Annotated in this window: 10 protein-coding genes and 1 pseudogene; 7 read left to right on the top strand and 4 right to left on the bottom strand. The window is 71.7% G+C overall.

Annotation, left to right across the window (positions count from 1 at the left end):
• Positions 1–380 precede the first annotated feature (380 nt).
• The 4 genes and pseudogenes from AB0I21_RS10870 to AB0I21_RS10855 form a co-directional block, all read left to right on the top strand.
• Positions 381–1892 (top strand): annotated as a pseudogene (locus tag AB0I21_RS10870) (cobyric acid synthase); the annotation flags it as partial.
• 302 nt (positions 1893–2194) lie between these two features.
• Positions 2195–2815 (top strand): hypothetical protein, encoded by a 621-nt coding sequence (locus AB0I21_RS10865; protein ID WP_360560144.1) that lies wholly within the window; start codon positions 2195–2197, stop codon positions 2813–2815.
• A gap of 75 nt (positions 2816–2890) precedes the next feature.
• Positions 2891–3955, top strand: a complete 1065-nt coding sequence (locus AB0I21_RS10860) for a M48 family metallopeptidase (protein WP_344513754.1) — start codon at positions 2891–2893, stop codon at positions 3953–3955.
• 9 nt (positions 3956–3964) lie between these two features.
• Positions 3965–5326, top strand: coding sequence for a dipeptidase (locus tag AB0I21_RS10855; protein WP_360560142.1), 1362 nt, complete (start codon positions 3965–3967; stop codon positions 5324–5326).
• A 716-nt stretch (positions 5327–6042) separates the two neighbouring features.
• On the opposite strand, the gene AB0I21_RS10850 is transcribed toward AB0I21_RS10855, so the two are convergent.
• The 3 genes from AB0I21_RS10850 to AB0I21_RS10840 are packed head-to-tail and all read right to left on the bottom strand — an operon-like array spanning position 6043 to position 9325.
• Positions 6043–6495, bottom strand: a complete 453-nt coding sequence (locus AB0I21_RS10850) for a response regulator (protein ID WP_203847877.1) — start codon at positions 6493–6495, stop codon at positions 6043–6045.
• On the bottom strand, positions 6492–8114 hold the full coding sequence (locus AB0I21_RS10845) for an ATP-binding protein (RefSeq protein WP_360560140.1): 1623 nt from the start codon (positions 8112–8114) through the stop codon (positions 6492–6494). Before AB0I21_RS10845 ends, AB0I21_RS10850 begins: the two co-directional genes overlap by 4 nt.
• Entirely contained in the window at positions 8111–9325 is a 1215-nt protein-coding gene (locus tag AB0I21_RS10840) for a fused response regulator/phosphatase (protein WP_360560139.1), read from the bottom strand. The genes AB0I21_RS10845 and AB0I21_RS10840 overlap by 4 nt, the downstream gene beginning before the upstream one ends.
• 161 nt (positions 9326–9486) lie before the next feature.
• Here AB0I21_RS10840 and AB0I21_RS10835 point away from each other — a divergent pair, with 161 nt between their 5' ends.
• The 3 genes from AB0I21_RS10835 (at position 9487) to AB0I21_RS10825 (ending at position 12438) form a co-directional block, all read left to right on the top strand.
• Complete coding sequence (locus AB0I21_RS10835) at positions 9487–11055, top strand: Na+/H+ antiporter (protein WP_360560137.1); 1569 nt, start codon at positions 9487–9489, stop codon at positions 11053–11055.
• Positions 11056–11126: 71 nt separating this feature from the next.
• A complete protein-coding gene (locus AB0I21_RS10830) occupies positions 11127–11309 on the top strand; it encodes a UBP-type zinc finger domain-containing protein (RefSeq protein WP_344513766.1) in 183 nt (60 codons plus the stop codon).
• A 169-nt stretch (positions 11310–11478) separates the two neighbouring features.
• The gene (locus AB0I21_RS10825; protein ID WP_360560135.1) at positions 11479–12438 is read left to right on the top strand and encodes a VTT domain-containing protein; all 960 of its coding nucleotides are present in this window, start codon (positions 11479–11481) and stop codon (positions 12436–12438) included.
• A 496-nt stretch (positions 12439–12934) separates the two neighbouring features.
• Here AB0I21_RS10825 and AB0I21_RS10820 read toward each other — a convergent pair.
• On the bottom strand, positions 12935–13398 hold a 464-nt coding region (locus AB0I21_RS10820), incomplete at its 5' end, for a hypothetical protein (RefSeq protein ID WP_360560133.1).

The following is a 13398-nucleotide window of genomic DNA, read 5'->3' as shown; positions in this document are numbered from 1 at the left end:
CCGGAGCGTGGCGGGAGACGCTGGCGAGAGTGGCTCGGGGCGGAGTGGAGGGCAGTGAGCGGTGAGTGCAGCGTTTGGTGCACGGTGGCGGCGGAGCGTGGCGGGAGACGCTGGCGAGAGCGGCTCCGGACGTAGCGGAGGGCTGCGAGCGGTGAACGCAGCGCTTGGTGCACGGTGGCGGCGGAGCGTGACGGGAGCTGCTGGCGTGGGTGGCTCGGGGCGAAGTGGAGGGCTGCGAGGGGTGAGTGCAGCGTTTGGTGCACGGTGGGGTCGGAGCGTGGCGGAGGTGACGGCGTGAGTGGTCCGGGGCGGAGTGGAGGGCTGCGAGCCTTGGGTGCAGTGCCTGGCCCGCGGCGGCGGCTCGGAGCGGAGGTGATGGCGTGAGCGGGCTGCTGGTTGCCGGCACGACGTCCGACGCGGGCAAGAGCATGCTCACCGCGGGGATCTGCCGCTGGTTGCGCAGGCGGGGCGTGGACGTCGCTCCGTTCAAGGCGCAGAACATGTCGAACAACTCGGCGATCGCGGTGGACGGGGGTGAGATCGGCCGGGCGCAGGCGCTGCAGGCGTATGCGTGCGGGTTGGAGCCCAGCGTCAGGTTCAACCCGGTGCTGCTCAAGCCGGGCTCCGACCGGCAGAGCCAGGTCGTCGTGCTCGGGCAGGCGACGGGGTATATCGGCGCCCGCAACTACCACGAGATCAAGGACCGGCTGCGTGGCACTGTGCTGGAGACGCTGCGCGAGCTGCGGGCCAAGCACGAGGTGGTGATCTGCGAGGGCGCCGGCAGTCCCGCCGAGATCAACCTGAGGGCCGGCGACCTGGCCAACATGGGCCTCGCCCGGGCGGCGGACCTGCCCGTCATCGTGGTCGGCGACATCGACAGGGGAGGGGTGTTCGCCGCGCTGTACGGCACGCTCGCTCTCCTCGACGCCGAGGACCAGGCGCTGATCTCGGGCTTCGTGATCAACAAGTTCCGCGGGGACTCGGGGCTGCTCCAGCCGGGCGTCGACTCGCTCACGGAGCTGACCGGCCGGCCGACGCTCGGGGTGGTGCCCTGGTCCACGGAGCTGTGGCTCGACGGCGAGGACTCGCTGGCGTACGACGGGCGGGTCCTCGGCCGGCCCGCGGCGCCGCGTGGCGGACAGTGGCTGCGGGTCGCCGTGGTCCGCCTGCCGAGGGTGTCCAACGCCACCGACGCCGAGGCGTTCGCCGCGGAGCCGGGCGTGCAGGTGCGGCTCACGGTCGAGCCCGCCGACCTCGCCGACGTGGACCTGGTCGTGCTGCCGGGCACCAAGTCCACTGTGGACGACCTGCAGTGGCTGCGGGAGCGGGGGCTGGCGGACGCGGTGCTGGCCCACGCGGCGTCCGGCCGGCCGGTGCTCGGGATCTGCGGCGGGTTCCAGATGCTGTCCGAGCGGATCTTCGACGACGTGGAGAGCCGCCGCGGCGCGGTGCCGGGGCTGGGGCTGCTGCCGGTGGAGGTCACGTTCGCGGACCGCAAGACCCTCGGACGCGTGACCGGCACCGGGCTCGGGTCGCAGCCGGTGCGGGGGTACGAGATCCACCACGGCGTGGTGAGCCGGGCGGCGGAAGGCCTTACGCCGTTGATCCGCCTGGCCGACGGCACGGGTGAGGGCGCCGTGTCCGGCAACGTGTTCGGCACGCACTGGCACGGGGCGTTCGAGACCGACGAGTTCCGGCGGGCGTTCCTGACCGAGGCCGCGCGCCTGGCCGGCCGGCACGGGTTCCAGGTCGCGCCGGACACGTCGTTCGCGGCGCTGCGGGAGCGGACCGTCGACGTGCTGGGCGACCTGGTCGAGGAGCACCTCGACACGACGGCGCTGTGGCGGCTGATCGAGGGCGGCGCACCCAGCGGCCTGCCGACCGTCGTCCCAGCGCTGAGAGCATCCGCCCCGAGCGCGCCTGGCGTCGAGCCCACATCGGCGCCATCGCCGGTGGCGGCCGGCGACGTCTCGGGGTCACCAGGTGGTGCGGCGGGACCTGCTCCGAGTGCGCCTCGTGCGGAGTCTGGGGCGGTGGTGTCCGGCAGCGTTCCGGGATCGCCGGGCGACGGGGCGGAAACCGTCCTGAGTGCGCCTCACGACGAGCGTGTGGCGGCGCCGGTGGTAGCCGGCGACCTTCCGGGGTCGCCGGGCGGTGCGGGCGGCGGGAGCGTCACGGTGGGTCGGGAGGCGTCATGAGCGCCGCGGGCGGGGGCATCGGGACGTACGGCGCGCTGGCAAAGGAGGTTCTCGGCCGGGAGGCGCGCCTGGGTGATGTGCGGCTGGTGGCGGTCGACGGGCGGGCGGGGTCGGGGAAGACCACGTTCGCGGGACGGCTGGCGCGGGCGTTGCGGCACGCCGGTGTGGACGTCGCCGAGTTGCACACCGACGACTTCCTGGACGGGTGGGCGGAGCTGGAGGCGTGGCGGCCGAGGCTGGAGCGGTGGGTGTTCGCGCCGTTCAAGGCGGGTGAGGACGCGCGGTACCGGCGGTATGACTGGGTGCGGGAGCGGCTGCGCGACGAATGGGAGCCGTTGCGGCGGCCGGACGTGCTGGTCGTCGAGGGGGTCGGCAGCGCGGGGGTGCAGGACCTGACGTTCGCCGTGTGTGTCCACGCGCCGCGGGCGCTGCGGCTGGAGCGGGGGCTGATCCGCGACGGCGAGGCGTTACGGCCGCAGTGGGAGCGGTGGATGGCCGAAGAGGACCGGTTCTTCGGTGAGGGCGCGGCGCCGCGGACGGTCGACGTGCACGTCGACGGGGCGCCGGGCGAGGAGCACGACCCGCAGAATGAGTACTTCATCCTCGCGGGCGGGTAGACGGGTGTTGCGCAGGTGCGGGACGATCCGGGAGGCGGCCGGACACGATCCGGATGCGACGGGGAGGCGGAGCGAATGACCACGAACGACGTGCAACGCCGGCGGGTGGTGCTGACCGGGATCAGTTCCCGGGCGTGGGAGCACCCGGCGGACAGAGGTGCCCTGGTGGCGCTGCGGGAGTTGCGCGGGTTCGACGACGCGCTGAAGTCGCTGCACGCCCTGTGGAATGAGCGGGCGTGGCGGCTGGAGTTCCTCGGCAACGCGATCCGCGTCGACCACCGGCAGTTCCCGCGGGTGCACCGGCTGATGGCGGAGGCCGCCGCGTCGCTCGACGTCGCGGACCTGCCCGAGCTGTACGTGCACAGCGACCGCTCGATCAACGGCATGTGCATCGGCATGTCGAAGCCGTTCATCGTGATCAACCGGGGCTGTCTGGAGCTGCTCGACGACGAGGAGCTGCGCTGCCTGCTCGGGCACGAGCTGGGGCACCTGGTGAGCGGGCACGCGGTGTACCGCACGATGGTGCTGATCCTGACGGACTGGGCGGTGCGGCTCGCGTGGCTGCCGGTCGGGTCGATGGTGCTGCGGGCGATCGTGGCCGCGCTCATGGAGTGGTGGCGCAAGGCCGAGCTGTCCGCGGACCGGGCCGGGCTGCTCGCCTGCCAGGACCCGGCGGCGTCGCTGCGGCTGTCGATGAAGCTGGCCGGCGGCGGTGACCTGTCCGAGGTCGACACGACCGCGTTCCTGGAGCAGGCCGCTGAGTTCGAGCGGGCCGGTGACCTGCGGGACAGCCTGATCAAGATCCGGATGGTGACGGCGCGGTCGCACCCGATGCCGGTGGCGCGGGCCGCCGAGGTCCGGGCGTGGATCGACCGCGGGGAGTACCAGCGCATCCTCGGCGGCGAGTATCCGCGTCGCGCCGACGACGGGGACGCGTCGGTCAGCGAGGAGATCAAGGCGGCGGCCGCGTCGTACCGGGAGGCGTTCTCACGGTCGCAGGATCCGCTGGTGTCGCTGCTGCGCAAGCTCGGCGACGGGGCGTCGGAGGTCGGCGACTGGGTCGGCGCCGGCGCGGGCAAGATGCGCGGCTGGATGCGCGGAAACGGGTCCAACGGCACAGACGACCAGTCGGCGAAGTAAGTTCCGGGTATGACAGTGCTCACCGAAGAAGAGCTCCGCGCCGCGATCCGGCGGGAGATGCCCGGGGTCCGCGCCGATCTGGAGCGGCTCGTGCGCATCCCAGGCATCGCGTTCACGGGGTTTGACCACAGCCACGTCGAGCGTTCCGCCGAAGCGGTGGCGGAGCTGCTGCGCGGCGCCGGGATTCCGGATGTGCGGCTGGTCCGGAAGGGTGGGCAGCCGGCGGTGCTGGGTCGCAGGCCCGCGCCGCCCGGAGCGCCGACGGTGCTGCTGTACGCGCACCACGACGTCCAACCGGTCGGCGACCGCTCGCAGTGGCTGAGCGACCCGTTCGAGCCCGAGGAGCGCGACGGCCGCCTGTACGGGCGCGGCACCGCCGACGACAAGGCCGGCGTCATGGCGCACATCGCGGCGCTGCGCGCGTTCGGAGACGACCTGCCGGTCGGCGTGGTGCTGTTCATCGAGGGCGAGGAGGAGTTCGGCTCCGAGTCGCTGGAGGAGCTGCTGCGCGAGCACCGCGACGAGATCGCCTCGGACGTCATCGTGATCGCGGACTCGGGCAACTGGGACGTCGGGCAGCCGGCGTTGACGACCGGGCTGCGGGGCATCGTCAACGGGTTCTTCGAGGTGCGGGTCCTCGAGCAGGCCGTGCACAGCGGCATGTTCGGCGGTGCCGTGCCCGACGCGTTGATCACCCTGTCCCGGTTGATCTCGACGCTGCACGACGACGCGGGTGACGTCGCGGTGGAAGGCCTGGTCAGCACGCAGTCGGCGCCGCTGGACTACCCCGAGGACCGGTTCCGCGAGGAGGCCGGCATGATCGACGGGGTTCAGTTCATCGGCAGCGGGCGGCTGGTCGAGCGCCTGTGGACGCGGCCGTCGATCTCGATCCTCGGCATCGACGCGCCGGCCACCGAAGGCGCACCCAACGCGTTGATCCCGGTCGCGAAGGCCAAGTTCAGCGTGCGGATCGCCCCCGGTGACTCGGCGCAGCGGGTGTACGACACGATGGTCGCCCACCTGGAGCGGCACGTTCCCTGGGGCGCGAAGGTCACGGTGACGCTCGAGCAGCTCGGTGAGCCGTGCGTGATCGACGCGACCGGCCCGGTGTACGAGGCTGCCCGCCAGGCGTTCACCGAGGCGTGGGACGGCGTGAGCCCGGTCGACATGGGCGTGGGCGGGTCGATCCCGTTCATCGCGACGTTCCAGGAGATGTTCCCCAAGGCGGCGATCCTGGTCACAGGCGTCGAGGACCCGAGCACCAGGGCACACGGGCCCAACGAGAGCCTGCACCTGGGCGAGTTCGAGCGGGTCTGCGTCGCCGAGGCCCTGCTGCTGGCGAAGGTGGCCAAGGTCGCCGACACCGCCTGACGCAAACCCGGAGCGTTCCGGCCCGGCCACTGAGCCGGGCCGGAACACCAGCCCGCCCGCCCAGCGAGGACGAACCGCCAGGCCACGAAGGGGCAGGCCGCGCCGGAGTGGGACGGATCGGGCCGCGACGGGGCGCGACGGGCCGGGACGGGTCAGGTCGGTTCGGGACGGGTCAGGTCGGGCCGGGACGGGTCAGGTCGGGCCGGGACGGGTCAGGCGGGGCCGCGACGGATCAGGCCGGGCCGGGATGGGTCGGTTCGGGACGGTCAGGTCGGTTCGGGACGGGTCAGGTCGGGCCGGGACGGGTCAGGTCGGGCCGGGACGGGTCAGGCGGGGCCGCGACGGATCAGGCCGGGCCGGGATGGGTCGGTTCGGGACGGTCAGGTCGGTTCGGGACGGGTCAGGTCGGGCCGCGACGGGTCAGGCGGGGCCGCGACGGATCAGGCCGGGCCGGGATGGGTCGGTTCGGGACGGTCAGGTCGGGCCGGGACGGGTCAGGCCGGGCCGCGGCGGGTCGGTTCGGGACACGACGCGGGCAGGATGCGACGCTCCGGGAGCGGGCAGGCTGTGACCCGAGTTGAAGCCGGCGTCGAATCCGGGCCGCGACGCTGACGGAACGGCACGCCCAAACCACCGCGCCCGAACGTCAAGATGACAAGGCCGCGGTGCTGCGGGGTCAGCGGGCCGCGGCCGGATCTGTCAGCAGGCGGGGAAGGTCAGCCGCGCGGGGGCAGCTTCACGACGCTGACGAAGAACTCGTCGATCTGGCGGACGACGGCGATGAAGCTGTCGAAGTCGACCGGCTTCGTCACGTAGGCGTTCGCGTGCAGGGAGTAGCTGCGCAGGATGTCCTCGTCGGCCTGGGAGGTGGTCAGGACGACGACGGGGATGCGGCGCAGGTCCGGGTCCTCCTTGATGGCCTGCAGGACCTGGCGGCCGTCGACGCGGGGCAGGTTGAGGTCCAGCAGGATGAGGTCGGGCCGGGGGGCGTCCGCGTGCGGGCCTTCGCGGCGCAGGTAGGCCAGGGCCTCCTCGCCGTCCTGGACGACGTTGAGCTTGTTGCGGACCTTGTGCTCCTCGAACGCCTCCTGCGTCATCAGCACGTCGCCCGGGTCGTCCTCAACCAGGAGCACCTCGATCGGCAGGGACGACTCCCTGGGTGCGGTCATTGAACGGACTCCTCAAGCGAAGACGATGACGCAGTCGAAGACGATGACGCAGACGAAAGCGCAGGGGCGGGATCAGGATCAGATACAGGTACAGGCAGCGTGAACCGGAACAGCGTACCTTCGGTCTGCGACGGGTCGATCCAGATCCTGCCGCCGTGGTATTCGACGATCTTCTTCGCGATCGCCAGGCCGATGCCGGTCCCGGGGTAGGCGTCCTTCGCGTGCAGGCGCTGGAAGATGACGAAGACCTTGTCGGCGAACTCGGGCTCGATGCCGATGCCGTTGTCCTCGACGCTGAACTCGTACTCCTCGCCGACCTGCTGGCAGTCGATGAGGATGTGCGGGGTGCGGTCGGGGTGGCGGAACTTCAGCGCGTTGCCGATGAGGTTGCTGAAGAGGGCTCCGAGCAGCGGTTCCTCCCCTCGTACGACGGGCAGGTCGACGAAGGTGATCTCCGCGCTGGTCGACTCGCGCAGCGACTCGAACTGCTCGGCGGAGTCGACGACGACCTTGTTGAGGTCGATGTCGGAGAAGCCGCTGGTGAGCCGGCCGATGCGGGAGAAGGCGAGCAGGTCGTTGATCAGCCGTTGCATGCGCTGGGCGCCGTCGACGGCGAAGGCGATGTACTGGTCCGCCCGTTCGTCCAGCTGTCTCGCGTACCGACGCTGCAACAGCTGACAGAAGGAGGCGACCTTCCGGAGGGGCTCCTGCAGGTCGTGGGAGGCGACGTAGGCGAACTGCTCGAGGTCGCGGTTGGACCGGGTCAGCTCGGCGGCCTGCTGCTCGAGCATCCGGTTGGCCTCCTCGACCAGCCGGCGCGCCTCGACGACGTCCTGCAGCTCGGTGTTGATCCGCCGGCGCATCGTGTCGACGTCGGCGGCGAGCGCGGCCAGCTCCGGGGGGCCGCCGCCGGTGATCGCGTGGTCGTAGTTGCCGCCCGCGACGATGCGCACCTCGGCGGCGAGCTCGGTCACGGGCCGCGTCACCAGTCGACGCAGGAGCAGCGCCAGCGCGACGCCCGCGAAGATGATCACGATCCCGGCGAAGGCGAGCAGCACGATCAGCACGTTGCCGGTGGACCGGACCTCGGCGCTGACGGTGTTGCGCCGGGTGTTCAGTCCGCTGCGCAACGCGTCGATCTGGCTGGAGGCCGCGGTGTAGACGGCCCGTGAGGCGGCGGTCGGCGTCGCGCGTTCGGCGCTGGGGCCGTCCGTGCGGGTCTGCGCGATCAGCGGTTCGGTGATTTCGCGTCGGAACCGTGAGGTCGCCGCCGCCACGTCGTGGACGGTGCTGAGCAGGTCGGGCTCGTCGGAGAGGAGTCGCTCGGTATCGGCGAGGATCTCCGTCTCGGACTGCTGTGCGGCCTTGTACGTGTCGAGGTCGCTCTCCCTGCCGGTCAGCAGGAACGTGCGGGCGCTCGTCTGCTGGCGCAGCAGCTGCGAGTTCAGCTGCTCGGTGTTGATGAGCGCGGGCGTGAGCCGGTCCATCACCTTCGTGGTGTCCGCCCGGTTGGCGGCCGCGGTGACGGTGGCGCTGACGGCAATGAGCCCGAGCAGGCCCGCCACGACTGCGCAGAGCGCGATGATCCGGCGCCAGAGCGACCATCTGGTCGGGTTCAACGCGAACTCCTCGGGTCCAGCAGCAGGACGGCGATGTCGTCGGACAGCGGCCCGCCGTTGTGGCCCTCGGCCTGCGCCGCGAGCCAGGCCGGCAGGTCGCGGGGGAGCGCGCGGCCGGGGTCCTTCAGCACGTCGACGATCCCCTCGATGCCGAGGCGTTCGCCGCCGGACGCGTCCGGGCCGGCGCTGCCTTCGATGAGGCCGTCGGTGTACAGCAGGAGCTGCCAGCCGGGTTCGCCCAGGCGCACCTCGGTGGCCGGGCGGGGGACGCCGGGCATCACGCCCAGCACGAGCCCTGGCCGAACGGCACACGGCTCGACCCGGTCGCCGGCGATCAGGATCGGGGGCGGGTGGCCGGCGAGCCGGATGCGGGCGGTGCCCTCGGCGAGGTTGACGGTGGCGACCGCGACCGTGGCGAACAGCTCGTCGGTGCGCCGCTCGCTCACCAGCACCTGCTCCAGCGAGTCCAGGATGTGGTCCTCCGGGACGCCGGCGAGGACCAGCGCCCGCCAGGCGACGCGCAGCGCCACCCCGAGCGGCGCCTCGTCGACGCCGTGCCCGCAGACGTCGCCGATGAGCAGGTGCAGGTGGGTGCCGTCGACGCCGATCGCGTCGAAGAAGTCGCCACCGAGCAGGCCCCGGTCGCGGCCGGGCCGGTAGATGGACCACAGGTCCGCCTGTACACCCGCCATGATCGGTTTGGGCAGCAGGCCGCGCTCGAGCCGGGCCGACTCCGCCTGCCGCAGCTCCGATTCGCGCAGCAGCCGGGCCTGCTCGTCGGCCCGCTTGCGTTCGACGGCGTAGCGGACGGCCCGCGACAGACCGGTACCGTCGACGGCGCCCTTGACGAGATAGTCCTGTGCGCCTTCGGCGACCGCCGCGGTGCCCAGGTGCTCGTCCTCCAGGCCGGTGAGCACGCACACCGCGACCCGGCCGGCGTCGTGCAGCACCTGCCGCAGCCCGTCCAGGCCGCTCGCGTCGGGCAGCCCGAGGTCGAGCAGCACGCAGTGCGCCTCGCGCAGCAGCGGCCGGGCCTCCCGCATCGTCTGCGCGACCCTGACGTCGAACGGCGCGTCGGCCTCGGCGAGCAGCTCCTGGACCAGGAACGCGTCGCCGGGATCGTCCTCGACGAGCAGCACCCGGATGCGTTCGCCCGTGTGCAGGCCGAGGCGCCGGTTGCGCAGGTCGGCCGTCGTGCCGACGTCAGGCATGCGCACACCCTCCCGGCGGGTGCGGTAGTTGTCGCGCGGCACACATGGGGACGATCCTTCCCTACCTGACGACTTCGTGCATGTGCGGGTGCAGTGTCTCAGCCGGAGTGGCCGCCGTCACCACACGTCCGTTGCGTCCTACCGGTGGATAGGCTTCCCGCGTGCACGGGCTCGAGAACATCGTCGGACTGATCGCCGTCGTCGTCGCCACCTCCGTGGTGGCCCGGCGGATCGGTGTGTTGTCACCCATCCTGCTGGTGCTGGTCGGGATCGGGATCTCCTTCATTCCCGGCGTGCTGGAGATCGAGCTGGACCCGGAGATGGTGCTGCTCGGGATCCTGCCGCCCATCTTGTACGTCGCGGCGCTGGAGACCTCGGTTCCCGCGTTCCGCTTCAATCTCCGGCCGATCCTGCTGCTCGCCGTCGGACTGGTCCTGTTCACCGCCGCGGCCGTCGGCTTCACGCTCCACGCGCTCCTGCCGCAGGTGCCCCTGGCCATGTGTTTCGCGCTCGGTGCGGTCGTCGCGCCGCCCGACGCGGTCGCGGCCACCGCCGTCGCCCGCCGCATCGGCCTGCCGCGGCGGATCGTCACCGTGCTGGAGGGCGAGAGCCTCATCAACGACGCGACCGCCCTCGTCACGCTGCGGGTGGCGGTCGCCGCCGCGGTCGGCGAGGCCGTCGACACCTGGTCGATCACCCAGACGGCGTCGCTCGCCGTGCTCGGCGGTGTCGGCATCGGCATCGTCGGCGGCATCGTCCTCGGGTACGTGCACAAGAAGGTCGAGAACCCGCTCATCGACAACGCGATCTCGCTGCTCACGCCGTGGGTGGTGTTCCTGCCGGCGGAGAGCATCCACGCCTCCGGGGTCGTCGCGGTCGTCGTCACCGGTCTCGCCCTCGGGCACAGGATGCCGACGCTCATGTCCGCCGCGTCCCGGCTGCAGATGGACGCTTTCTGGCGGATGGTGAAGTTCCTCCTCGAAGGGGCGGTATTCCTCCTCGTCGGCCTGCAGTTGCGCGCGCTCATCGAGCAGGTCGAGCGGTCGTTCTGGTTCACGCTCGGCTGCCTCGCCGCCGTCGTCGGGGTCGTGGTCGTCGCCCGGATCGTGTGGCTGTTCCCGACCGTGTACCTCGCCCGGCTGATCCCACGGGTCCGCCGCCGCGACCCGTCGCCGACGTTCGCGGCGCCCGCGGTCATCTCCTGGGCCGGCATGCGGGGCGCGGTGACCCTCGCCGCGGCGCTCTCGCTGCCGTCACCGCAGCAGGCCGGCGCCTATCCGCGCGGACTCTTCGTGATCCTGGCCTTCGGGGTGATCGTGGCGACGCTGGTGCTGCAGGGCGCGACACTGCCGACCGTGGCCCGCTGGCTGAAGGTCCCCGGCGACGACGAGAAGGAGGACGCGCTCGCCGAGGCGTCGGTGCAGCACGAGGCGAGCCGGGCCGGCAAGGCCCGCCTGGAGGAGGTCGCCGACGACGCGCCCGACGGGGTCGTCGAACGGCTGCGGCAGGTCGCGCTCAGCCGCTCCAACCTCGCCTGGGAGCGTCTCGGCCGATCCGACCGGGAAACGCCGTCGGCCGCGTACGCTCGCCTGCGGCGCGAGATGCTGAACGCCGAACGCGAGGTCTTCCGACGCGCCCGCGACACCGGCAAGATCCCCGAGGAGACGCTGCGCCAGGCGCAGCGCGACATGGACCTGGAAGAGTCACTGCTGGAGCGAGGAGATCTGTGACCTGCCCGCACATCGAAGCCGCGGAGAAGCTGGACATCCCGGAGGTCGAGGGATGTCCGGAATGTATCGAGATGGGCTTCACTGACTGGGTCCACCTGCGCCAGTGCCTCACCTGCGGGCACGTCGCGTGCTGCGACTCCTCCCCGCGCCGGCACGCCACGCAGCACTTCCTCACCACCCATCACCCCGTCATGCGCTCGATCGAGCCCGGCGAGTACTGGCGCTGGTGTTACCTGGACGAGACCATCGGCTAGCTTTCCCGCCCTTCCTACCTGCGGGTATGCGTTTCTCAGCGGTTTCTAAGGAGACGCCGGACACAATCATCACCAGTTGGGCATGGAATGGGGTGCATTCGTGTTGCCATGGTCAACGGGGAATGGTCGACTGACGACGGGGTAGGGGGCGGACCATGGTGAGCGGGACATGGTAGACGCGGTCATGGACCTGGTGGCAGCTCCCGGTGTCCTGTACGCAACGATTCTCGTCCTCCTCACCATCGACGCGTTCGTCCCGGTCGTCCCGGCCCAGGCCCTGATGATCGGCGGCGGCATCCTGTCCACCACCGGCCACGTCCAGCTGCTGCTGCTCGTCGCCGCGGGTGCCCTCGGCGCGGTCTCCGGCGACCTCCTGGCGTTCCTGCTCGGCCGCCGCCTGGCCCGCCGCGACGCCGGCACCCCGGACCGCCTGGCCCGGCGCAAGCCCAGGGCGATCACCCTGCGCCTCAACGAAGCCATGCGCAAGCACATCTTCCTGGCCGTCCTCCTGTGCCGCTTCGTTCCCGCCGGCCGCATGATCACCGCCATCTACGCCGGCCGCAACGGCGTGTCGACCCGCCGTTTCGCCTCGTACGACGTTCTGGCCGCCACCCTCTGGGCCACCTACGGCGCGCTCCTCGGCCACTTCGGCGGCGAGGCGATCGCGGACTCGTCCTGGCTCCCGCTGGTCCTGGTGGCCGCCGCCGCTCTGCTTTTCCTCGCCGGCGCCCCGCTGCTCAGCTTCATCGGCCGCCTCCGCCGCCGCTCCACGCCGGCCCCGGCGCTCGCGCTCGCTTCCTCCGGTTTCGCGGTAGCGGGGGTTCCGGCCGGCGCGGACCCGGACCCGCAGCCCTCGGCCGCGGGCGTCGCCAGGCCTCGCCGCTCCTTCCGGGGCGCGGGCCTGGCCGCGAAGGTCGGCTTCGTCACGCGCGCCGTCCGCGCCGCCGGCGGCATGCCTGTCGTCGCCGCCGCCCCTCAGCCCGTACGCCGCCGCTGCCGCCGCTCGGCCGTCGAGACCCTCGCCGCCGCCGAGCCCTTGGCCGCCATCGAGGTCCTGGTCGCCGCCGAGGCCGTCGCCGCCGCCGAGTCGGTCGTGGTCCAGGTCAACGGTTTACAGAACGCCAGCTGACCACTCCGAGCGGATCGGCTCGGCCGCGGTGAGGCGCGCGCCGCCCTGCTCATGAACCAACGACGACGAGCGCGTCGCGCCGGCGGTCGGCGGGATGCGGATGGGTTGTGAGCGCCAACTACGGCGCTGGACCACGTGAGGACGGCGGCCGGGGAACAGCACCGCGACCACTGCACGGACGGTGCCCACGCCACCCGATGTTCAGCCGGACGGAAGGAACCCACCTCCGCGCTGGCCCGTCCTGCGACCAGACGGATCGGCGAACCCGCACGCGGACAGCAACGCAACGTCAGCCGGCCCCGAACCCCTCAAACCACCACCATGATCAAAGGACAATCCCGGCCGTCCGGACGACCATCGTTCGGTGGTTCACGCCGTCGGTGGCTTCGCGACCAGTCCGCGGCCCAGTGGCCGGCGATGGTGTGCTTGCAGGGAAAAGGCAGGGGCGCGGTGCCAGTGGATGGCGCCGCGCCCCTGCCTGATGGTCCTGCCTGAATTACATGCCGATCTGCTGGCCGTTGTCGTTCCAGGTGTTGTTGCTCCACTGGGGGAGCTGGGACGCCTGGAAGGCCTGGGTGCCGTAGTAGCCGCCCTTGGGCCAGAAGCCGCCGCCGGACTGGCGCATGAACTTGTTGTTCGTGATCTTGCCGTTGGTGATCTTGTAGTTGGCGTCGTACCAGTAGAAGGAGTAGCCGCCGCCGTTCATGAGGTTGCTGTCGACCACGACGTCGTTGATGGAGCCGATGTCGGCCTTCAGCAGGATGCACGACGTCTGGGTGTGCTGGTTCTCCAGGCGGTTGTGCAGGATGCGGATGTAGATGGCGTTCGTCGACTGGATGACGTCGTTGTGCTGGGCGGAGCCGGTGCCGCCCGGGTCGTGCAGCCAGGAGTCCTGGACCGTGCCGCGGCCGTCGATGCGCAGGATGTCGCCGGAGCCGTGGGCGTTGACCCGCAGGAGGG

The organism is Dactylosporangium sp. NPDC050588, assembly GCF_040654975.1.
Lineage (GTDB): Bacteria > Actinomycetota > Actinomycetes > Mycobacteriales > Micromonosporaceae > Dactylosporangium > Dactylosporangium maewongense.
The sequence above is the reverse complement of the archived record's forward strand: the minus strand, read 5'-3'. Positions and strand labels throughout refer to the sequence as shown.